The 23804-nt window shown below is 38.6% G+C and carries 16 protein-coding genes; 1 reads left to right on the top strand and 15 read right to left on the bottom strand.

Annotated elements, in window-relative coordinates; genetic code table 11:
- Positions 1 to 6: 6 nt before the first annotated feature.
- The 3 genes from QF042_RS03485 to gcvH form a co-directional block, all read right to left on the bottom strand.
- Positions 7 to 1842 (bottom strand): carboxypeptidase-like regulatory domain-containing protein, encoded by a 1836-nt coding sequence (locus QF042_RS03485; protein ID WP_307525388.1) that lies wholly within the window; start codon positions 1840 to 1842, stop codon positions 7 to 9.
- A gap of 322 nt (positions 1843 to 2164) precedes the next feature.
- Positions 2165 to 2590, bottom strand: coding sequence for a VanZ family protein (locus QF042_RS03480; protein ID WP_307525386.1), 426 nt, complete (start codon positions 2588 to 2590; stop codon positions 2165 to 2167).
- Positions 2591 to 2600: 10 nt separating this feature from the next.
- Positions 2601 to 2981: a glycine cleavage system protein GcvH gene (gene gcvH, locus QF042_RS03475; RefSeq protein WP_307525385.1), complete on the bottom strand. Its 381-nt coding sequence runs from the start codon at positions 2979 to 2981 to the stop codon at positions 2601 to 2603.
- Positions 2982 to 3237: 256 nt separating this feature from the next.
- Here gcvH and QF042_RS03470 point away from each other — a divergent pair, with 256 nt between their 5' ends.
- A complete protein-coding gene (locus QF042_RS03470; RefSeq protein WP_307525383.1) occupies positions 3238 to 3702 on the top strand; it encodes a hypothetical protein in 465 nt (154 codons plus the stop codon).
- A 76-nt stretch (positions 3703 to 3778) separates the two neighbouring features.
- Here the strand turns inward: QF042_RS03470 and sprA are convergent, their stop codons facing one another.
- From sprA to QF042_RS03410, 12 genes are all read right to left on the bottom strand, one after another.
- Positions 3779 to 10978 (bottom strand): cell surface protein SprA, encoded by a 7200-nt coding sequence (gene sprA / locus QF042_RS03465; RefSeq protein WP_307525381.1) that lies wholly within the window; start codon positions 10976 to 10978, stop codon positions 3779 to 3781.
- A gap of 12 nt (positions 10979 to 10990) precedes the next feature.
- Positions 10991 to 11575 (bottom strand): Holliday junction branch migration protein RuvA, encoded by a 585-nt coding sequence (gene ruvA, locus QF042_RS03460; protein WP_307525379.1) that lies wholly within the window; start codon positions 11573 to 11575, stop codon positions 10991 to 10993.
- Positions 11576 to 11581: 6 nt separating this feature from the next.
- Positions 11582 to 13897, bottom strand: a complete 2316-nt coding sequence (locus tag QF042_RS03455; RefSeq protein ID WP_307525377.1) for an NADP-dependent malic enzyme — start codon at positions 13895 to 13897, stop codon at positions 11582 to 11584.
- A 191-nt stretch (positions 13898 to 14088) separates the two neighbouring features.
- Complete coding sequence (locus tag QF042_RS03450; protein WP_307525376.1) at positions 14089 to 15492, bottom strand: lytic transglycosylase domain-containing protein; 1404 nt, start codon at positions 15490 to 15492, stop codon at positions 14089 to 14091.
- 207 nt (positions 15493 to 15699) lie between these two features.
- Positions 15700 to 17118 carry an Asp-tRNA(Asn)/Glu-tRNA(Gln) amidotransferase subunit GatA gene (gene gatA, locus QF042_RS03445; protein ID WP_307525374.1) on the bottom strand — a complete coding sequence of 473 codons (1419 nt, stop codon included), beginning with the start codon at positions 17116 to 17118 and terminating at the stop codon, positions 15700 to 15702.
- An 18-nt stretch (positions 17119 to 17136) separates the two neighbouring features.
- Positions 17137 to 17337, bottom strand: coding sequence for a twin-arginine translocase TatA/TatE family subunit (locus tag QF042_RS03440; protein WP_029287719.1), 201 nt, complete (start codon positions 17335 to 17337; stop codon positions 17137 to 17139).
- Positions 17338 to 17347: 10 nt separating this feature from the next.
- A complete protein-coding gene (locus tag QF042_RS03435; protein WP_131529707.1) occupies positions 17348 to 17707 on the bottom strand; it encodes a twin-arginine translocase TatA/TatE family subunit in 360 nt (119 codons plus the stop codon).
- Positions 17708 to 17754: 47 nt separating this feature from the next.
- On the bottom strand, positions 17755 to 19050 hold the full coding sequence (locus QF042_RS03430) for a murein hydrolase activator EnvC (protein ID WP_307525371.1): 1296 nt from the start codon (positions 19048 to 19050) through the stop codon (positions 17755 to 17757).
- A 185-nt stretch (positions 19051 to 19235) separates the two neighbouring features.
- Entirely contained in the window at positions 19236 to 20027 is a 792-nt protein-coding gene (locus QF042_RS03425; protein WP_307525370.1) for a DUF4292 domain-containing protein, read from the bottom strand.
- A complete protein-coding gene (locus tag QF042_RS03420; RefSeq protein ID WP_307525368.1) occupies positions 20005 to 21702 on the bottom strand; it encodes a tetratricopeptide repeat protein in 1698 nt (565 codons plus the stop codon). Before QF042_RS03420 ends, QF042_RS03425 begins: the two co-directional genes overlap by 23 nt.
- Before the next feature lie 54 nt (positions 21703 to 21756).
- Positions 21757 to 22188: a dUTP diphosphatase gene (gene dut / locus QF042_RS03415; RefSeq protein WP_307525366.1), complete on the bottom strand. Its 432-nt coding sequence runs from the start codon at positions 22186 to 22188 to the stop codon at positions 21757 to 21759.
- A gap of 105 nt (positions 22189 to 22293) precedes the next feature.
- The gene (locus tag QF042_RS03410) at positions 22294 to 23784 is read right to left on the bottom strand and encodes an oligosaccharide flippase family protein (RefSeq protein WP_307525364.1); all 1491 of its coding nucleotides are present in this window, start codon (positions 23782 to 23784) and stop codon (positions 22294 to 22296) included.
- Positions 23785 to 23804: the final 20 nt, after the last annotated feature.

The following is a 23804-nucleotide window of genomic DNA, read 5'->3' as shown; positions in this document are numbered from 1 at the left end:
CTGAAATTATATCTGAAATTTGCCGAAGGCGTTAAATTGATGAAAATTCTGTGTTCTTACCAAACCAGTTGTAAGGTTAGTGTTTTCGCGATTGGTTTGTTGTGCGGCTAAACCAATATTCCAGTTATATTTTTTTTCATTAGTTGTAAAACTTACGCCCGCAGCATTTGTTAAAGTCTGGTTCTCATAAATATTCGTGTAATCCAAATTAACCAGATCATATTGCCCGCTTGCTGAATTAAAATCCAATACCTGGCGGCCCTGGTTATCATGGCTATATCCGTTTTGATAGTTAAACTCTAAACTTGTTGTTTTAGAAAGTGGCTCTGTATACACCAATCTGGAGGTATTATTAATAGAGTTGGTATTTACCTTGTTCAACTGATCGATCAAACTAGCCGTTGGTGTACTGTTAATGGTATTCGTTTCAGAAATGTAATTATAGTTATCGGCATCATTATTATTAATACTCGTATTTACATTAAGCGAGAGTGTCCTACCGCGTCTTTTGAACTTTTTACGAACCAACAAGTTATTGCTGATGTTTGGGGTTGTACTGTTGCTGATATAGCGCTGATTTCCGACAGTTGTAGACTGGATGAGGTTTCTGGTATAATCGCTCAGGTTTGTAGCATCACTTTCAGTGTACGATACGTTCGGCTGGATTTTAATAGTAGTTGAAGAATCCAGTTTAGTATCAATCATAAAATTAAACCGATGGTTAATCCTGTCCGTATTATTATCCGCATTGTTCGAAACAGTAGTAATTTTGTCGCCCAATAAATTCTGGGTAAAACTTGTCTGCTGGTTTGCGACAGCCGATTTATTAAAAAAGTAACTTCCCTGAATCTGGGTACCATCTTTATAAGTATCGGCAAAGTTTAAACCTGCAGCATTGGTGGTCGTAATACCACCGCTACCTGCACCACTACCTCCACCACCAAAATTGCCACGGCCACCGCCGCCAAAACCATTGCCCGCGCCATTACCCTGTCCGAAATTCTGTTTATTTACATTGTTAAACTGACCGATAAAACTAAACTGTTGATCGTTATTAAACTTGTTCACATTCAAACTTGCATCATAACGATCTTGTGTACCGTATCCAACTGTACTATTTCCAAAATAACCCTTTTTCATTCCGGCTTTAGTTGTGATATTTAAGATTTTATTTCTTGTACCATCATCAACACCAGAAAATTGAGATTGCTCGGACATCTCATCAATTACCTGAATCTTATCAACCATATCGGCAGGTAAGTTTTTTGTAGCCAATAAGGGATCTGTTCCAAAAAACTCTTTACCATCTACTTTAACTTTTGTAACGGTTTCGCCCTGTGCTTTAATGCTTCCGTCTTTTGCTACTTCAACTCCTGGAAGTTTTTTCAACATGTCTTCTACAACAGCGTTTTCTCTCACCTTGATTGATTTTCCATCAAATTCTATAGTATCTGTTTTTACAACTACCGGAATGCTTGCCGTAACGTTAACATCTTTTAAATCAACACCATCATCAACCATGGCAATTTCGCCGGCATTCACTGCTGCTTTGCCCACGTCAATGTCCTTGGTTACTGTTTTTAAACCTAAAAAGGCGGAGTAGATTCTATATTTACCCGCGGCAATATTCTTAAAACTAAAAGAGCCATCAGGATTGGTTTGTCCTGAGGCTACCGTACTCGAATCTTTCAAGCTTTTAATTGCTATGGTAGCAAAGTCAACAGGCTTTTTATCTTTCGCGTTAATTACTTTACCGCTTATTGAGCCAGTATTTTGAGCCTGGGCAATATATCCACAAAATAGGAGCGCAATGAATATTGCCCTCTGAACGTTTCTTTTCATCAAAAAAATTAGATAATATAATACAAAACTAAGCTATCAGACTAGGGAAAGGCGCAAAGGTTTGTTAAGGTGTGTTAAAAGGTTGGTAACATTTTAAATACAGCCTTTAGGAAGGTGATCAGATCGAAAGGGAAAGCGATCAGAAAGAGGATTATTTTTGCGGTGAAGGATAGTTTTTGTAATATACTTTTGGGCAGTTACAGTTCTTTTTAAAAATACTGCACCCACTTAAACATATGGCCGCCATTACACAGATGATGCTAACTTTCGTTTTCATTGATTTTATTTTATTTTCAATTGCAATGAAGCGATTTCGGATACATTAATTGTTTTTGGTAAGCGGTGTATCCGTCGTGGTTTCATTGAAATTTAATTTATGGAGCAATACATAACTAAAAACTGCCATTGATGCGCCTAACATATCGCAGCCAAAATCCCACCATTCTGCTGATCGGTAGGTGAAAACTTTCCATTGTAACAGTTCAATTCCGCCGCCAATGATTGCATTGATAAGCAATATTTTAAAAATGGTTAATGTTCTGAAAGCGAAGGTATGCTGATATCTAATTTTACCGTAGAAGAGTAATACCGATAAGACAAAGAAAAAACCCATATGGGTCATCTTGTCAAAACCTTTAAAGAAAAAACCGCTTCCACCTACAGAATCGGAAATTTCAATATTACAAAGCACTAAAACTACGATGGTCCATAGAACGGCCCATTTTTGTTGTTTCAGTGCTTTGTACAAAATATAATAATTAAGCGCCTACCAATTCCTGGTAAGCTTCTGCTGTTAATAAATCTTCTACCTCAGCTAAATTAGCTAAAGATACTTTTACCATCCAACCTTTTCCATAAGGATCAGAATTTACTAATTCCGGATTATCGTTTAGTTCAGCATTAACTTCTAATACGGTACCAGTAACTGGCATATATAAATCAGACACTGTTTTAACGGCTTCTACAGTACCAAAAACTTCTTCTTTTGCTACCTCGCTACCTACCGTATTGATATCAACATAAACAATATCACCCAATTCACGCTGAGCGAAATCAGTAACACCGATAATAGCTTCGTTACCTTCAACTTTAACCCACTCGTGGTCTTTAGTGTATTTTAATTCTGATGGAAAATTCATTAGTTATAAATTATTGAATATAAGTTATGTATTTTGTTGTTTTAAGCGGCCTACTCGTATTCCAAGTATTTAGTTTCTTATGCCGTTTATCCTTCAAAAATACAATTTAGTTTAACATATCGCAATGCCTGGCAAATTTACTTATCGTAAAAAGGTTTAATGCTGCTTTTCGTACACAAGTTCCTGAATCGGGAATTGTTCGCATAAACAGATTCAGGAAAAATATTTATATTCACCTAACAAATTAACGCTCGATATGAAACCTGCACAAATTTACACTTTAAAAGTATGCCTAGTGACCTTGATTGTTTCTGTTCCGGTAACAATGGCAATTGGATTCGGCTATATTGGATTGATCATGCTTATAAAACCGCTTAATTATAGTTTTAATTTTAACCTACCCTTTACCCATCTATTTATCTTTATAGCTATAATTGCAGCAGTTATTACGATAAATCATTACCTGATAGAAAAATCGGGTTATAAAAGATTTATAAATGACAGGCCGATGGCCCATTCGATTGTTATCTTTTTGTTCTATTTGCTTATCAGCGGGGCCATGTATTACATGAGTTTTGATTATTTGCTGTTCAGTTATGGCCCTATGTTTTTAACTGCATATGTATTTAGCAGAATATTCTTAGCACAAAAGAATAAGATTGCATGGGACACATCTAACAATACTAATGATAGTAATTTAAAGGTACCCAGCGACCAATAACTTTTCAATAGATCCTGAACATATCATAACCGACCTGGCCACTAACAAACTGTTAGATTAGGATTGCCTTATGTCGTTAATTCAATGTAAACCTTAAACTAAATCCGAAATTACTGAATGAAGTATTAAAAGTTTGCGAAGTATAAGGCTTAGTAATATTCGAATCGTAAAACAATTTGATATTAAATTTCTGATTCAATACATAATCTACACTTGGCCTTAAGGTAATGTTCTTTGCTCCTGAAGAAACTTCGGCTTCGGTCACATCTGCACGGTAAATCACGGTTTTATTGTCGCGGATGGCTACATCTAACTTAAAATCCATGTTGTTATCCATTTTCAGGCTTTTAAACCATCCGAATGGGAAACGGAATTTATTGGTACGGTAGCCCAATCCTAAAACCATATTGTTTTCTGATAGCTGTGCCAGCTGACTGTTAGATAAACTTAATCCTAATAAACGTGAACGGTTTAACTCAAAAGAAGCGGTCAGGTTATTTTTAAACCTGGTATCAACGCCAACCAACGGAGAAAAATATTCAGAAATGGTTACCTGAGCAAACTGGTATTCTGGTAAAAAGTTATTATTTACATCTCTACTGCTAACCGCACCATTGGTTTCCTGATAGCGTAATAATGAGTTAAAGCCATTAATATTGTAGGCAGAGCGGTAGCCATGTCTGATGTCGACAGATGAAAACTTATCGGCGATAAAAGGAATACGGGTTAAACCGCTATAGGTTAAACTCCAGTTTGGCAGTGGTATTTTAGGAAAGGCATTCATTTTTGTCTTGCCTGCATCTTTGCCCGAATAGGCAGCCATAAAAGCTGAAATAATCACATCCTGGCTTTCTTTACTGTAACCATCTGCATAACCGCCATTTACCCCCCCTGAATTTGGATTCTGAGCACCCAATCTTCTGGAGATAATGATCCTGTTGGCCATAAACTGATTAAACAAGCCCGAAATTACCGTAGCGTTATTTTCTTTGAAAGCTGTACCCAAAGCAATATAAGATACACTATAATCGCCGGTAGTAATGGCACTTAAATTTTCGAACGATGATACGCTGGCTACATACCTGAAATTGGTAGAAAAATTTCTGGTTTGTGCCTTATTTGCCTTTAGCGTAATCCGTAAATCTTTAAATGGCTCTACCTGTCCGGTAAGCTGAAAATCCTCTCTGAGGGTGTTTACATACAGTTGATTCTGCAAGGTATCGGTGGTTAGCCAGCCGTTGTTTAATGCCATATCACGAATATCGCGCTGACTTCCGAAAGCAAAACCTAAACCTGGTGCCCCGGTTACATTATCGATACCAAAATACCTGGTGGTTGGCAGATAACCTGGCAAGAAAATACCTTTGGTTTGTACAAAACTGGCATTAACGTTTTTTACGCTCGTTAACAGGTTAATAAAAAATTTCTTAGCACCACTTCCTTCCTGATCATTACCTGCATTTCTGATAAAGCCAAACTTGTTGTATAAAGTAGTTAAGTTTAGGGTTGGATTTACCTGTACTGTTCTGCTGTTCTGTACCGTATTACCCAAATTAATATTCGGATCGAGTAAGGTAGAAAGCGGCTCGGTTTGCCAGTTAAAGTTAGTTCCATAACGGGTTTTCACGGTAATCCAGTTTAGCCCGGGTATTTTATCAATTGGCAGGTTATAAGTAACGTTTAAATTATGGTTATAATCGGTTGTACGTCCTAAACGTTTTAAATTTTGCCAAACGGTATCGCGTTTTAAACCGTCGAGTCTGCCATCTGGTTCATCAATGATCGAATAATTTGTGGCATTAAAATCTAACTGTAGCGAACGGGTAAGGTTCCAGGCTATACCATAAATCCTGCTCATGGTAAAGTTTTTGTTAAAGGTGGTGCCATAACCACTCTGGTAAACCCCAATGGTATTATTTGGATCGTTATTTCGTAAGGTATTTTCTGAATATAAACGGTCTACATCAATCCTGAAATTAATCGCACTTGGGAAAATACTGAAGTTAAAATCCTTCAGTAAAGCGAGCATATTCGATTTTATAATCTTTTCAAATGGCGCTATCGTTTTGGCTTCTTTTGAATAACTGTACTGTAACGATGCCCTATAGGTATTCTGAATACTGCTCTGGTTAATAAAATCGCGATGATTGTATTGCGTATAAGCATAACTTGCTGCAAAATTCTCTATATCCCAAAGGTGAACAGGTTTACTGTTATTGGTCCGTTCTTTTCTGACGTTGGTAAAGTTTATACCTCTTCTAACGGTATAATCCTGTGCAAAATTTAAAATCGAATCTTTTTGTTCTTTTGTCGATTGTTCTAAAGCATTTTTGAGCTCAATATCTGGTGTTCTGGGATTGTACTGTGGAGTAGAAACCTGCTTAGAGTAACTTACAAACATTGGGATTTTCACACCCGATTTTTGCGGCAGAAACTTACCTAATTCCATGGCAGAAGAAACATCAAGTAATACATTATCGGCACGGTTCCGCTCACTCACTTTCGAATCGATCGAACCAAAACCGATGGTAGATTTACTTCCTGAAATATTTACATCTGCAAAATCGGCCAGTTTCAAGTTCAGTCTCCCTGTAGCTGCCCAACCGCCCTTTTCATCAAATTCTGTTAACCTTAATTCGTTAAACCAAACCAGCGCATTTTTATCAAGTCCGTCATCGTTCTGTTCATCACTGGCGGCACGGAGCGGATTTTTAATACCCACCATGTACACCCTAACTTTGCTCATATCAGGTTGCCCTTTAACTACAATGGTTCTGGTTCCATCGGTATAGGTAAATGGAACATTGGTAGGCCATGGTTGTCCGTTAGCCTGTTTAGCTACATTACGGGCCAGCTTAGCATTTTGGAAAAGCGTTAAATCAATATCCATTCTATTGGCTTCCGGCCAAATGGCATCAGGATCGCTTGTACCCGGATTGGTTACCTTTAATGGAATTACATATTCATAATAATTATCCTGGTTATCAGTTCCAATTCGTAAGAATGCGGCAACATCATTATCATTTAAAATTTGATTGTTAACGGCCTCGGCATGGATAAACATTTCTAAATGTTTATAAGATCTGAAATCGCTGTAAGCTGTTTTAAATGCAGCTCTACCATAGCCATCTCTTAGCGATTTTACAATAACAGACAGCGATTGCTCATTTAAACGCGTATCGCCACGATAGTTGCTATAATCACGCTCGCGAAGAATGCCTGGAGGGGTAACGTATGGAATCGGTGAACGTTTTCCATTTTCTTCGATGTTTACCGTCGAAACTTCAATAGTAGAATTATCAGGAGTAAGTGCAGGCAGTGATGGATCGACGATTACTTGTGCAGCTTGGTTCGCAGCATTGTATTCTCTCCATTCCCCGCGGATCAATTGTAATTTCGCGAAACGCATTACAGCGGTATCAGCGAAATTGGTCATAAACATCCTGAAAAAACGGATTGATTTAAAATCCTGGATACCACCTACTTTCTCCTGGTACTGACCAATTGGGATTCTGAATTGATACCATGAAACGGCCTGGGTATTTCCATTGGCCAATTTTACCTGCGAGGTTACTTTATCGGTAATAAAATTCTGACCGACATTTAAATCGCCCGGGCGTATCGAAACTTTATACTGAAAATACTCATCGCTTTGCGTCATGTTATTATCGCGGTTGATGTCTTCTCCATCGGGTAAAGAAGTAGACGCAGAGTTTTCAAGTCCTAATTCTTCCTGTGACTGCTGTGAAGTTTTAGAGTTTCCTTCAGTTCCGTTATATTTCTCGTAACGTTTAAGAATGCCTGCATTAATCTGATCTAAAGCCGGGCCTCTGAAATAGGCATAATTATCTGATGAAGGATCGGTATCCAGTGCGGCAGAAGCCGTGGCATTTAATTGCGATTTAATCTGCGTAATTGCCGCAGCAAATTTTACTTTTTCGTCTGCATCCGATAGTCCATCCAAACCTACATCCTGTGCACGGCGTGAATTGGCATTATTATCGAAAGCCTGTACCACAGGTTGCAATTTGGGTACACGGCCCCATACGGTTTCTTCGTATTTGCTTGGGTCGTTGGTTGCCGGCAAACCATTTTCTAAGGATTTCCGACCATCTTTAAGAATATCTTCCGAAATATTTCCCAGGTTGAAATACATGTCACCACCTGCCGAATTTGGTTTATAAATAAACGGGTCCATTACCCAAAACTCAATAAAGCCCACATTTAAAGCTTCAAAATCGTTGGTTTCAATTTTTCGCTGGAAACCTCCCCAGTTATTTCTGGGCTGCAATAACGTTCCATCTGGTCTAAAATCTGTAGGCCGAAAGTTATATGGCCCCCTAACAGTTGGATAGTAAGCCACATCGAAAGTGGTAATATTTAAGGCCTGCCCGGTCGCCGTTTCTTTAAACGGAAAAACTTCTTGTTCAATTATTTCCCTCACATAGTGATTAGAAAGTTCTGCCCGGTTGTTCCTGATATTGGCAGGAGTAGTAGATGCTGCTGAATTATAAAAAGTAGGATCAATGTTATAAAATGCAATTCTAGCCCGGTTGTAACCATAAGTTAAATCGTTAGACTTATCATGCTCGGCGAAAAGCTGAGGAGTGCCCGATAGCTGCCACGCAATAGCACTTTTTAAATCGATTACTGATCTCGACGCCTCAAAATCATCTAAATAACTTACCCCGTTTTTACTGCCTGCAAAATTTAAGGCCCTTGGGTGCCCGGGAATCAATTGTGCAAACTCTCCATAAAAGGTTACACTCGAAGGTGCCTTGGTAGAAAGGAAAGGAAGTTTATCAACCAATTTTGTTAAAAACCTGGATGGCGAACTGTAGTTAATGTCTGCTCCCCAAATGGTATTCGAAATGGGTTCTTCGCCAATGTTTACCTTTTGTGTTAAAGGTTTCTCGGTTAGGTTCATGATGGTACCACCAAGGTTTAGTTTATTATTTACGCGATAATCTAAACGGGTTCCAAAAAGTGATCGCTGTTGCAGACCAAAAAGTTCATTGTTTTCTGTCGTAATCCGAATCGGTTGACCAGATACCAAAAGTGCCTGGTTGATAATACTCACCCTGCCGCCCTGATAATCAACCGTAAAATCTACTCCCTCGGTTAACGGCATCGTTCCGGCAAAAACCTTTACCGATCCTTCAGGTACATTAATGGCATTTAAGCTGAATTCAGAGGAAATATCAGACTGGTAATTTACCTTAATGGTATACCTGTTCTGGTTTTGAAATAACTGCTTGGCGATGGTTTGTGTCGAATCATAAAGCGCTGTAAAAGTATATTTATTAATCAACGCCTGTTCGCTGGGTAAAAACTTCGCAGCTAAATCTTTACCAAAAGGTTCAATTACCGGAAAGATAATCCTGCCGTTTGCAGGGTCGATGGTAATGTAGCCCGAATTGGTATTGGTAACCAATGAGGTTTGTCCGTTGCTACCTACCCCAAACATACTCGCTTGATTAGCATTGCTCGCAGTAGAGTAAGAACCAAAAGCATTGTTTGCCGCTACAAAATCGAAAATCCCGTCGGGTTTCCGCTCATTCTGTTGGTTCAAACGGTCGAATTCGGTCAAGGCAATCCACTGTTTGTTTGCCGTATTCTGTCCTTCGGTCATTACCGGGTTATCCACACCGGTTTCGTTATCAATGCGGTAAATATCAAGTTTAAAATTTTGACTGCTGATCTGATACCCTCCAATAGAGTAAATATTTTTCATCATCAAATCCCATGTCGGAAGTTGGATCTTGGTCGTTTCGTTCTTTAATAATTTAGCATAAAGTACTTTTGGATTAGCCGCATCAAAAGAAACATCGGTAGAAAACTCACCCACCTGATATTCAACGCCGTTATAAGTGTAGCGGTAGGCAACAGCTAAAACCTCATCAGCATTTAAGGGGTTGTTTAGTGATAAATAACCCAGTTGAGGCTGAAAGGTAAACTCGCGTTCGGTTAATTTTCTGGCGTAGATGAGTTTGGCAAAGTTATCAGTATTGCTGCTATTGGCAGGAGTTGTCTGGAAGAAAGAGAGTACGGCGTTAGAATTTGTTTGCCTTATAGCGCCTCCCTGATAAGCATTTAATTGCGCTATCAAATTATTCGATTGTTGCGAAAAACCCGTTGCGGTAGTTCCGGCAGGCAAGCCTGAAGTCCCGCCAGTAAGCAAAGAAGTGTTAAAAGGAACATTTTCGCCTAAATCCATCAAACCCAATACATCTCTCGAATCGGTGGTATTACCTGCCTTATTGGTAATCCAAACCTCAATTTTAGTAATCTGTATGGGTGAGGTAATAATTGGTGCGTTAGCAAGATTTTTGTTATAGTTGTTCCTAAAATATTGCGATAAAAAATAGTGTTTGTTGGCTTCGTAGCTGTCGATATTTACCGTAGTCGTATTTTGTTGTGCCCCGTTGGTAATCCTAATTTCTCTCGATTCGGACTTTTGCTGGGTGTAAACACTGGTTACATTTAAGCGGCCAAATTTCAATTGTGTTTTAATACCGAAGAGTGCCTGTGTTCCGGTAATTAATGAAGTATTTAAAGGCAGGCTTACGTTACCCGCTTCAATTTTTTGGATAATATCATCAGGTCCGCCGGTATAATCGAGTTTAATCTGGTTTTCGAAATCAAACTGGGCTTCGGTATTGTAATTGCTTTTGATTTTTAGTTTGGTTCCAATATTACCAACCAGATCCATTTGTATCCTTTGGTTAAAATCGAAATTGGTCTGTACCCTTTGTCTTTCGTTAAAAAGCGGGTTTTCATTCTTGTTTACACGTCCTAAAAAGGTAAGTTCAGCCTCTCCGCGGGGCTGGATATCGATAGTTGTTCCGCCGAATAATTTTTCGAAAGCCTTACTGTTTACCTGAATCTGAGGGATTATACCAGTGCTTCTATAATCACTTACCTCTGCATTTGAAATGCTGCGCCAGTTGCCGCGTTTTATCTCACTGTTCACCAATCGCTGGTATTCATCGATGGTTAAATATTGGGTATTTAAAACAAATTTTTCACCAATCAATTCCTTCACCACATAACGTTTGTTCTTAGCATCGTATTCTACAACGCGCTTTAAATTGCTAGGTGCCGGATAAAACGGATTAACGGCCGGACTAAGTCCTAAGCGTTCTTTCTCGCGTAAACCAAAGTTATTTTTTGGGGCAATCGTATCCGTTTTGCTTGGAACAACTTGAGAGAAGGCGTTTTGAGAAGCAATTAAGAAAAGAGGGATGAGAAACAGAAATGTAGATATTCTCTTCAAAGGCGGTAGGGTCTATAAAGTTTTTAAAGCTTGTTTAATTAGTTGCTCTACCGAAAGTGTCCCCTCTGTCACTTTTAAAATCTGGTCTATAGTTTTTTCGGCGGTTTGTTTGGCGAATCCGAGCATTACTAATGCTGATAACGCTTCATCTTTAACAGTATTGTGTTGAGGCATAGAAATTAACGAGTCTGCCCCTTCTTTTTTTAGCTTATCCTGTAGTTCTAAAACCAGGCGTTGTGCTGTTTTAGCTCCTAAGCCCTTAATTCTTTGAATTAGTGGCAAATCTGCTTTAACAATTGCGGTCTGTATTTCAACGGGTGTGATAGATGATAAAATCATTCTACCCGTATTTGGTCCAATTCCCGATACCGATATCAGGTGTAAAAATAAACGGCGTTCGCCTTCTTCGGCGAAGCCGTATAATGTATGTGCATCTTCTTTTACATGCAGCCAGGTGTATAGTTTACACCTTTCTGCATCGCCTAAAGCGCTGTATGTGTTTAAAGAAATGTTTATATGATAGCCTATACCTCCGGCTTCAACCACAACATATGCCGGGTTTTTGAATGTCAATTTACCATCAATATAGGCGTACATGTAATTCTACTTTTTAGTTGTTTTTCCAAATATACCTTTTCGTTTCGATGTTGCAATTTCTTCTTTTGCTTGCACATCTACAACAGCAATGGTAACCATATTGACAATTTCGCGTACTGAACTGCCTAATTGAACAATATGAACAGGTTTATTCAGTCCAAGCAGGATCGGACCCACCGCTTCGGCGCCGCCTAACTCTTGTAACAATTTGTATGCAATGTTTCCTGACTCCAGATTTGGAAACACTAAAGTGTTAGCCGGAGCATCTGCCAGAGTACTAAATGGAAAATTATCTTTTAATAATTCGTTGTTAATGGCAAAGTTTCCTTGCATCTCTCCATCTACAATTACCTCTGGATGATTTTTATGCAGGAGTTTAACTGTTTCCCTTACTTTATTTGGTGTTACCCCATCGTTTGAACCAAAGTTTGAATACGATAATAAAGCGATACGGGGCTTGATGTTAAACTGTTTAACAGATTTATCAAGCAATAAAGTAATATCTACCAGCTCTTCTGCCGTTGGATCTACATTTACAGTGGTATCACCGAAGAAAACAGGACCTTTTTTGGTCATCATCATGTACATACCAGCAACACGTTTTACGCTTGGGTCAACTCCAATTACGTGCAAAGCAGGCTTAATGGTAGATCCGTAATTTTTGGTCAGACCCGAAATCATGGCATCTGCTTCGCCAAACTCAACCATCGATGCACCATAATAGTTACGGTCTCTCAATAATTTAGTGGCATCATTTAAAGAAACCCCTTTACGCTGACGTTTTTGATAAAGCGCCTCGGCGTATTGTTTGGTTTTATCAGGGTTTTGCATCTGATCAATAATCTCAACACCCTCTAACTCTAAACCGTGCTCATCAATAATCGCCTGTATTTTTTCTTTATTTCCTAAAAGGATTGGAATGGCGATATTCTCGTCTTTAACAATCTGTGCTGCCTTTAAAATTTTGTAATTATCGGCTTCGGCAAATACAACTCTTTTTGGATCCGTTTTAGCTTTGGTAGTAATGGCACGCATAATGGCATCATCCAAACCTAAACGTTTTCTCAGTTCTTCGCTGTAGGCATCCCAATCGGTAATAATTTTACGGGCGACACCACTTTCAATTGCTGCTTTCGCAACCGCGATAGAAACTTCTGTAATTAACCTAAAATCTACAGGTTTTGGAATAATATATTCTTTACCGAATTTAAGGTTACGGGCATTGTAAGCTAAATTTACAGCCTCCGGAACTGATTTTTTAGCTAATTCTGCGATGGCTTTAACGGCAGCGATTTTCATCGGCTCATTAATACTTGTTGCACGAACGTCAAGCGCACCACGGAAAATATAAGGGAAACCTAAAACGTTGTTCACCTGGTTCGGATAATCAGAACGGCCTGTGGCCATAATAATATCTTTACGGGTTTTAATCGCCAGTTCGTAGGCAATCTCCGGATTCGGGTTGGCCATTGCAAAAACGATAGGGTTTTTCGCCATCGAAATCAGCATTTCTGCTGTAACGCAATCTGCAGATGAAAGACCGATAAACACATCAGAATCTTTCATGGCTTCGGCTAAAGTGTTGATTTTTCTATCGGTAGCAAATTCAGCTTTAATCTCATCAAGTACCTCACGGTCTTTACGGATCACACCAGAGCGGTCGCACATGACGATGTTCTCTTTTTTAGCGCCTAAAGAAACATAAAGTTTGGTACAAGAAATTGCAGCGGCGCCAGCACCATTAACTACAATCTTAATCTTATCCATTTTTTTCTTGAAGATCTCGCAAGCGTTCAACAATGCTGCAGCCGAAATGATCGCTGTACCATGTTGATCATCATGCATTACCGGAATGTTCATTTCTTCCTTTAAGCGACGCTCAATTTCGAAACATTCTGGCGCTTTAATATCTTCTAAGTTAACCCCACCAAATGTTGGCTCTAAAGCCTTCACGATTTTTACAAAATCATCAACATTTTTGGTATCTAACTCTAAATCGAATACATCAATATCAGCAAAGATCTTGAAAAGTAAACCTTTTCCTTCCATTACTGGCTTTCCGGCTTCAGGGCCGATATCGCCTAAACCTAAAACGGCTGTACCGTTACTGATTACCGCTACAAGGTTGCCCTTTGCGGTATATTTATAAACATCTTCTTTATTTTCTGCGATCTTCAAACACGGCTCTGCAACGCCAGGGGAATACGCTAAAGTTAAATCTCTTTGCGATGTTGTAGGTTTTGTGGGTACTACTTGTATCTTTCCTGGACGGCCTTGCGAGTGGTAATCAAGCGCATCTTGCTTTCTAGTGGTCTTACTCATTACGTAACTTATTAGTGACGGGGGCAAAGGTACAATTCTTTTTATGAGGCATAAAATAAAAAGCCCTTCAAAAAAAGTTAAATAAGACGTGACATTAAGCTGCTTGTTTCACTTAGTGTATTAAACCAGGCGTTACGATACTATCTCAAATACCTGATCAATAAATAAACACTATTGTGTTGGTTAAAGTATTAGCTTTTGCTTATTTTCAGGATCATCCCTACTTGCAAACCTGCTTTTGATAAACGGTTGTCCCTTCTGATACTTTGAACGGTTGCACCGTCAAACTTCTCTGCAATTTCAGACAAGGTATCGCCCGTTTTAACTTTGTAACTTAAAAACGATGATGGTGCTTTTAGTGGTGTTCGGTTTTTGGCATAGATCTTTAATCTTTGTCCTGGCACCAGGGTTTTGCTTTTTAAACCGTTCCAAACCCTTAAATCTTGTACTTCTACCCCATATTTATCGGCCACAGTTGTTAAGCTTTGTCCTGAGGTAACTTTATGATAAACTACAGCAGATGTAGCTATACTTTTAGTTTTTTTCTTTCTTAAATCTCTTATATCATCAGTATTGGCGGCTACCACTTTCATGCTCACATCAACTTCCTGATTATTTAACACGTCGTAAATACCTGCGTAATCAATATCCCTCAACTTAGGCATCACTATGCGCTTGGGTTCATCATCAGTACCGTTCACGATCTTTTTCTTGTACGATGGGTTTAAAGCCATAATGGCTGCTTCATCAACATTTAACACTTTTGCAAGTGTAGATAGCGAAACATAACGGGTGGTTTGAACGATATCGGTTTTTAAGAACATGCTCGAGGCTTGTGCCGTAATCTGATGTTTACCAGAATAATTCATGACATAAACTGCAGCAATATATGCGGGCACATAATTTCTGGTTTCCTTTGGTAAAAATTGTCTGATTACCCAAAAATCCCTGGATCCAGCTTTGTCAATAGCCCGGTTAACATTTCCTTTTCCACAGTTATAGGCAGCAATAGCCAACAACCAATCGCCAAGCTCTTCAAAAGCATCCCTAAAATAGGCTGCCGCAGCGTAACTGGCCTGGATTGGATCTTTACGTTCATCCACAAAGTTATCCATCTTTAGGCCATAGGCCTTGCCAGTGCCGAACATAAACTGCCAGATACCGGTTGCGCCTACTCTTGAAATGGCATGCGGATTCATCTGTGATTCGACGATAGTTAAATATTTTATTTCCTGCGGGATGTTATAATCTTTTAAGGCTTTATCAAAAATCGGGAAGTAATAGCTCGATAAACCGATCATTTTCCCGAACATATCTTTACGCTTGGTATAAATATCGATATACTGCTGCACGTACTCGTTGTAAGGAAGGGGCACCGTTTTCGCGATTGAATCCAGCCTGAGTTTATAGATAAAGTTCTGACCCATGGTTAATGGGTTTTCTGAAACAACCGGTACAGCTACGGTATCGGTATTGATAAAGATGTTGTTGTGAATCTTCGGGAGACTATCCAGTTTGAGTGTTTGTTGCGCGGAAGAGGAAGAAACGTATCCTAAGCATGCACAAATTGAAGCAAAAAGTATTTTTTTAATCATGGGCTATTGGTTTAAATTTTCATCAACCGAGGTTTGTGTCCTCACAAACCTTATACAGATTCCTTTTTCTTTCCATAATAAGGAAAAGAGAAGAACCTGCGAACCTCCTAGACGATGCCTAGAAAACAGCTAATGAAATGCCATTGCCATACTTAAATATAATGCTTTTGCATTAAGATTGCTTCGTACCTCGCAATGACAATAAAACTATGATAAAAATGCCTGAGAAAAAGCCAGAAGCTTATCTTCCTCAAAATGTTTGGCTGTAAATTGTATACTTAACGGTAAACCTGCTGCATTATTGCCTATTGGCAAAGCAATAGCCGGATTTCCACTTAAAGAAGGTAACACGGTAAAAATATCGGCCATATACATCACAATAGCATCCTGAACATTATCGCCAATTTTAAAAGCGGCTGTTGGCGCCACGGGAGAAAGAATTAAATCATAATCCTGAAACAAAACATCCATTTTTTCCCTGATCAACCGACGAACTTGCTGTGCTTTTTGATAATAAGCATCGTAATATCCTGCACTTAAAACAAAAGTACCTAAAAGAATGCGCCGCTTTACTTCTTCGCCAAAACCTTCGGCGCGTGATAATTTATAAAGTTCATTTAGCGATTTCGCTTCCGTATTACGATGTCCGTAATGAACGCCATCATAACGCGAAAGATTTGAAGAGGCTTCGGCGGTTGTTAAGATATAATACGCCGGAACCAGGTAATCCAACAGATCAAAAGAAACATATTCAACAGTATGTCCATCAGCCTTGAGCTGCTCGATTGATTTTAAAATAGCCGACTTGATTTCGGGATCGAGGGCTTCGCTCTCAATCGTTTCTTTTAATACCGCTATTTTTTGTTTTTTATGTTCATTCAAATGAGCAGGGTAATCGGGCACTGCAACAGGAGAAACGGTAGAATCGTAATCATCGGTACCAGCTAAAACCTGTAAAAGCAAGGCAGCATCTTCTATTGAAGATGTAATGGGGCCAACCTGATCGAAAGAGGAAGCATAGGCAATAACCCCATACCTTGAAATACGTCCATAAGTAGGTTTAAGCCCAATCTGGCCGCAAAATGCAGCTGGCTGTCTTACCGAGCCACCGGTATCGGTACCCAGGGCAGATAAACACATATCGGCCTGAACGGCAACAGCTGAACCTCCAGAAGATCCGCCAGGAACAAGGTCGGGATTTGCCGCATTTTTAGCAGCCCCATAGTATGAAGTTTCATTAGAGCCGCCCATAGCAAACTCATCACAGTTTAAACGGCCGATAATAACGGCATCTTCCTGTAACAAACGTTGCACAACTGTAGAAGAATAGGGAGATACAAAGCCTTCGAGCATTTTTGATGATGCAGTAACGACATGGCCTTCATAACAGATATTATCTTTAATACCAATTACCATCCCTGCAAGCTTACCTTGCTTACCTTCTTCTATTTTTTGCTGTATCGCTTTTGCCTGAACTTCGGCCGATAAAAAAAACACCTCATTAAATGCATTGAGGTGTTCATTATTTTCAATTTGCTTAAAATAATAAGCTAATAAATCGGGTAAAGTTAATTGCTTTTGCGAAATGAGTGTTTGAATCTCTTTAAGAGAGCTGTATTTCTTCAAAACTAAAAATTATTGCAATTAAACGGTTTTATCACGGTTAGACGGATCTACCTGTTCTCCATCAACGCCATCTTTACCATCTTTAAATTCTTTAACACCTTTACCTAAACCTCTCATTAGTTCAGGAATTTTTTTACCACCAAATAATAACAATACCACTACCGCAATAATGATAATTTCTGGTGTCCCAAGCATCGCTGCTATTGTTGTATTTAACATAACTTTTTGTTTAAACTTTTTCTTTGTCAGTTATAATTTTTTCGTCAGTAGGCTTGGCCAGATCAATATTTGGTGCACTTGCCTCTATTTTTTCATCAACCGGTGATTCTTCCGTTGGATGATGGCGCTGACTATGGTTTACCGCTGTTTCTTCTGCTTCTTCTTTATCTAAATCCATGGCATTGATATTCCGATGGATTTCACGCTTAACACCATCAGAGGCATCTTTAAATTCTCTGATCCCCTTCCCTAGTCCTCTGGCAAGCTCAGGTAATTTTTTACCTCCGAACAACAATAGAACTACTACTAAAATGAGCACGATCTCTGATCCACCCATATTTAAAAACTCTAATAACGTGCCTTGATACATCACTAATATAATTTATACAAATATAGACATTTTAACTTGTCTTAAGTTTATTTACTAATCCAGGCTTCAGGGTTTAAAGCGGCCTGTCCCCTTCTGATCTGAAACTTCAGCACAGCATCATCGCCGGTGTTGGCCACAACCCCAATGGTTTGTTTGGTATCAACAGAGTTACCTACGCTTACACTAACCGATTTTAGGTTCTGATAAACGGTAAAGTATTCACCATGATTGATCAAAACCACCGTTCTACCCATCATTACCTGAACAGCAGCAACCTTACCTGCAAATACTGCTCTAACCGCCGCCCCGTCTGTTGTAGTAATATCTACACCATCGTTGGTGTAACTTGCCTGATCTATCTTATGTAAACCAAACCTTTCGGTTATTGTTCCTGTTGCTACCGGCCAAGGTAACCTGCCTCTGTTATTTTCAAAACCGGCCGATAATCTGGCGGCCTCTGGTGTTGCAGTAAGCAATTCTCCAGTCGATTTTGCTCTGGCAGTTGGTGTAGCAGGTGCCGTTGGTACAGGTTTGTTTTCGGCCTTGGCTTTGGCTGCAGCAATCCTTGCTTCTTCAGCTGCTTTCCTTCTTGCCTCTTCGGCTGCCCTTCTTCTTGCTTCTTCAATTGCCCGCTGTATTGCAGCACTAATGGCCCTGTCTATCTGTGCCTGTTGTTTTTTACGGCTGGTAATATCTTGTTTAAACTGTTTTTCGTCCCTGCTCAGTTTTTTTAATACTACAGATTGCTCACTCTTATCCTTACCTAAACGTTCACGCTCTCTTTCCTGTTCTTTCAATAAATCACTTTTTTCTCTAAGTGTTTTATCCAGCACTTTAATTTTGCCATTCAGGTCTTGCTGTGTATTCTCAATGTATCCGGCCTGTTTTTTACGGTATTGACTAAACTGCTGTAAATACTTTATTCTTTTATATGCCTGGTTAAAATCTTTCGCCGCAAAAATGAACATCATTTTATCGTACGAATTTCTGTTGCGCTGGGCAAAGCGGATCATCCCAGCGTACTCTTTTTTAAGATCGCCTAACTGACCTTGTAATGTATGTACGGTATTTGTGTTCTGAGAGATTTGGTTATCCAGATTTTTTATTTCAGAGTTGATTGTACCAATTTTATCCTGGCGCAACCTAATCTGGGCATTTATGGTATTAATCTGCTGTATAGTAAGCTTTTTACCACTGGCAGTTTTATTCAAATTCTTTTGAAGCTGTTCGATTTCGCGTTGTATAGCTTCTTTTTTCCTTCTGAGCTGGCTTTCAGTTTGTGCAACCGCCGAAAGGGTTAACACGCTTAAAAAAAGGATAAACAGGAGTTTTTGTAGCTTCATTAAGCCAAAAGTATAAAAATTTTGTAGTAAAAAATATTAAAATCGAGATACTAAAGTCATAATTGCTTATTACAGAACTGTCTTCACTCAATCTTCATATACAACAAAGATTGCCAAGCCGCTGTACCAACTGGTACATACTCCTGGCAAATCATTTATAGAATATAATAAGGAAGTCTCTAAACTTACTTTACAACTGTAAATCTCTTTGGTACATTAAACGGAAAATCAACAGGAACATTGCCATCAATTTTCACAAACTGAAGATCAATATTTATTTTCTTTGCTTTAGACAGCGTTTTGATCTGCAATGCGCTAGGAAACAAAGATTCGTTTAATTTTTGATAGTCAGTATACGTAACTTTTAAAGCCTGACCGTTTTTAGCATCATTTAAATTGGTTTCGGATACTTTGAAAAGTGTGTTAAAAAGTAGTTTGTAATCTAACTCCGATTTATTTCCCGAAACTACCCACACACCGTTTTCCTGTTTAACATCAGATGCTGCTGTTAAAAACTCGCCCATGGCATTGCCTGTTAAAACGGCTTGCAGTGTATTAAAATTAACCTGTTTATTGGTGAAATTGTAAATATAACTAAATGGTTTTTTCAGGTATTCGTTTTTCATTCGGTTCATGATCTTGATGCTATCAGGCGTAATCAAAGCCCTTGCCACCTCTGCCATTCCACCTAAGGCTGTAATGCTTACCCAAATGGTCTCCTTGTCTTTCATTTTGAAATTCATGGTTACATCATTTGCATCGCCGGCAATATCCAAAGTTGCTTTTGCTTTTAAAGAAAGGGTATTAAATTTAAGTTGTTTGCTATTTAATAAGGTTAAGGCTTCTGCTTTCGAATTATCTGTTTTCGTTTCTGTTTTCGTAGGAGGAGCCACTACAATTTCTTTTTTAGGTTTACATGCTGAAACAAAAATTACAGCTCCTACCAGGAATACGCTATTTAAAATACTTCTTTTCATTTATCTTTTTAATTAATACTTCTGATCCGTTTCCGGCCTCTTTTGCTTTTTGCCATTGGACTAATGCAGCATCCTTTTCACCTTTCATAAAAAGTATATCGCCATATCGCTCCAGGTAAACACCATTTTTACTGCTATTGTTTTGCAAAGCCTTTTCGATCCACGTTATGGCCAGATCGTATTTTTGCTGTTTAAACAGAATAAAGGCATAGGTATCTACAATTGAGGAATTATTAGGCATTGCATTGGCCGCTGTTTCTGCATATTTCGCCGCCTTTGTTAAATCATCATTTCTTAACGCCAAATAGTAAGCATAATTATTCATGATGAGATAATTATCGGGCTCTATTGCAATGGCTTTTTCGAAAGCTGTTTTAGCCAGGGCAAAATTATTCTGATTAATGTAAATATCACCCTGTAGTGCATAAATCTGTGCCTGCAGGCTTTTATTCTCCACATCTAACTGCAGTGAAGTTTTCAAATGGTTTTGGGCTGGTTCATATTTGCCTGTTTTAAACAGGGCATATGCCATATAATAGTATAAACTGGCCTGATTGGGATAAATACTTAAAGCCTCATCGCCTACTTTTATGGCTTCCTCATAGTGCCCAAGTAGTGTTTGGATATTAATGACCTGTTCCCAAACCACATAAACCTGTTCGTTCAGTTTTAAAGCAGCTTGATATTGAACCAATGCCTCTTTTAAGTTGTTTTGCTGATAAAGTACATCGCCATAAAGGGCTAATGCTTTTGCTTCAGCCGGATTTTTTTCTGCAACCAGTTTACTGAGTTCAGTTACATTTTTGGCAACAATAGGCTGGTTAAGTTTGGGAAAAAGTGCGGCAATAATCTTCACCTTTTCAGTAAGAGGCATTTCATTGCTTTCGAAAGCCAATTTTAAGGAAGAAAATGCTGCTTCGTCATTTTTCTGCTTGCGGTAAATATCGGCCAAAGCCAGGTTTATCTCAAAATTATTCGGTTCCAGTTGCTGTGCTTTGGTTAACACCTTTAATGCTTCTGGATCATTTCCTTTTTGTAAAAGTAAACCTGCAGCATATAAATAGTTCTTTACATCGGCCTGATTACCTTCCAACAATTTAACTATATCGCTTTCCGTAGCACTTCCATTTACCTGAAAGCGTTTTCTCGCATTCACCAGGTCTCTCGATTCGCCAAATTTAACCTGAATTTCATCATAGGTCTTTTTTGCAGCATCCAGCTCATTAGCCAAAAACTGTGCATTGGCCTTATCAAAATAATAGGCATCGTTTTCGGGATCAAGACCGATCAACTGGTTGAATACTTCGATCAGCTCGGGCATTTTATTGGTACGTTTATATACCTCGCCAAGTAAGCGCCAGTACCATAAATTACCGGCGTTTAATTTAATGGCCTGCTTTATATTCTGTTCAGCTTCCGGAAGTTTATCTAAACGCAGGTTTGCATTGGCTAGCTCGAAATAGGCCGCATGGTTATTGGGGTCCAAGCCAACAATTTTATTGAAATTGGTAGAAGCAACAACATAATTTTCAGACATTTTCTCCCTTAGGCCTGCAAAAAACAGTTGCTTTACCATATTGCTGTCGCGATTGGTACTTGGCATAACCGTTCCCTGCCCAAAAGCCTGGAAGCTCACTAAAATAGCCCCGACAAGAAAATGTACTTTGTATTTCATATCATTTTATCCATCCAAAAATTAACTCCAAACTGAAAACTGCTAACTCCAAACTTATTTCCCAGTATGCCCGTAACCACCTTCTCCGCGTGCAGTTTCCCCTAATTGTTCGACGGTTTGCCAGCTTACGGTTTCGTGTTTGGCAACAACCATTTGTGCAATTCTATCGCCATTAACGATCTTAAAATTTGTATCTGATAAATTTACCAATAATACTTTTATTTCACCACGGTAATCCGCATCAATTGTACCAGGCGCATTTACAATGCTAATACCATGCTTATAGGCTAATCCGCTTCTGGGTCTGATCTGTGCTTCGTAACCAACCGGCAATTCGATAAACAAGCCTGTTGGTACCAATGAGCGTTGCAAGGGTTTCAATACCATTTCTTCTGTTATTGATGCCCTCAGATCCATACCAGCCGCATGTGCAGTTTCATATTGTGGAAGCGGATGCCCGGATGTATTGATAATTTTTATTTCCATTTTTTATAGTTGGGTGCTTTACGTTAATGGCTTATAGTTCATGGTTTGATGGCCATTGCCAATAGCTATTGACCATTAGCTATCAACTTAATACAAAATCTCTAACTAACCTCTTTTCAATATTTTCATTAAATCATTCTTTTCGAAATAAGCAATGCCTGCAACAAAAGCAATTAACATGGCATTACCAATATAAATGTTTCTATTGAATACAAAAAACGAAGAGAATACCAGTATGATGGAAATGATTAAGTAAGCTAAAATCTTTTTTAGATTGTAGGGAATCGGGTAATATTTCTGCCCTAGAATGTAAGAAATAATCATCATTGTTCCATAAGTTGCCATCGAAACCCAGGCCGAGCCCATATAACTAAACTTCGGAATTAATATAACATTGAACACAATGGTAATAAAGGCCCCAGCTAAAGAAATGTATAATCCAAATCTGGTTTGATCAGACAACCTGTACCAGATAGATAGATTCATATAAATACCTAAGCACACATATCCCACCAGTAAATAAGGAACTGCAGGCAAACCTACCCAATACTCGGCCAGGTGTTTTGCATCCCGGCTGATAAAGTATTTCAGGATTTCGATATTTGCAGTGAGGGCAACAAAAAGAATGGAAAGTGCAATTACAAAATACTCCAGAATTTTCGCATAAGTAACCTTTGCGTTTTCATTTTTGGCATAACTGAAGAAAAACGGCTCAGCACCTAACCTGAAAGCCATATTAAAAATACTCAGAAATATAGCCAGTTTACATACAGCCCCATAAATACCAACTTCTGCTTCGGTTGTATATCGATCCAAAAGTATTTTGTCCAGGTTCTCATTAACGATAAATGATAAATTTGCGATCAGAACAGGCCAGCTGTAGGAAAGCATTTTTTTAAAAAGATCGCGGTCAAATTTAAACTGGACCTTTAAAAATTCAGGTACCAAAAGCAAAAATGTTAGGGCGCTTGCTACCAGATTGGCAATAAATACATATCCTACCCATTTATCACGGAACCAATTTTGAAAGAAAGCTGCACCCGGTAAGTCGTGTTTAATGATCAATGGAATACCATAAATAAAAAACAGACTTAAAAGCACATAACTTAAGATATTTATAAATTTAATAATACTATATCTAAAAGGTTTTCCATCAGCCCTAATCCTTGCAAAGGGGATTACACAAATGGCATCTGAAAACAAGAGCCAGAGAAAATACTGAACGTATCTTCTTTGATCCTGGTAGTGCGACATGTTATTATTTAACAACCATTTGGTTATCGGTTCAGTAAAAACAAGACCTGTAATTAAAAAGAGTGTAGATATAAAAGCAACGATCAGGAAAGAATTGTTATAAACCTGTTGTTTTTTGTCTTCGTGTTTATTAAGATATCTAAAAAAAGTTGTCTCCATCCCAAAAGCCAGTATAGCGTTTGTCATAGATGCATAAGCATACATTTTGGTAAAAACGCCTAATGCACTTGCACCGTAACTTCGGGTAAATATTGGTGTTAATATGAAATTGAGTAACCGAGAGGCAATGGTACTGATACCATAAACCATGGTTTGCCCAAGAAACTTTTTATATACAGACATTTATGATTGAGATTTGAGTA

Source organism: Pedobacter sp. W3I1 (genome assembly GCF_030816015.1).
In the GTDB taxonomy this organism is placed as follows: Bacteria; Bacteroidota; Bacteroidia; order Sphingobacteriales; family Sphingobacteriaceae; genus Pedobacter.
The sequence above is the reverse complement of the archived record's forward strand: the minus strand, read 5'-3'. Positions and strand labels throughout refer to the sequence as shown.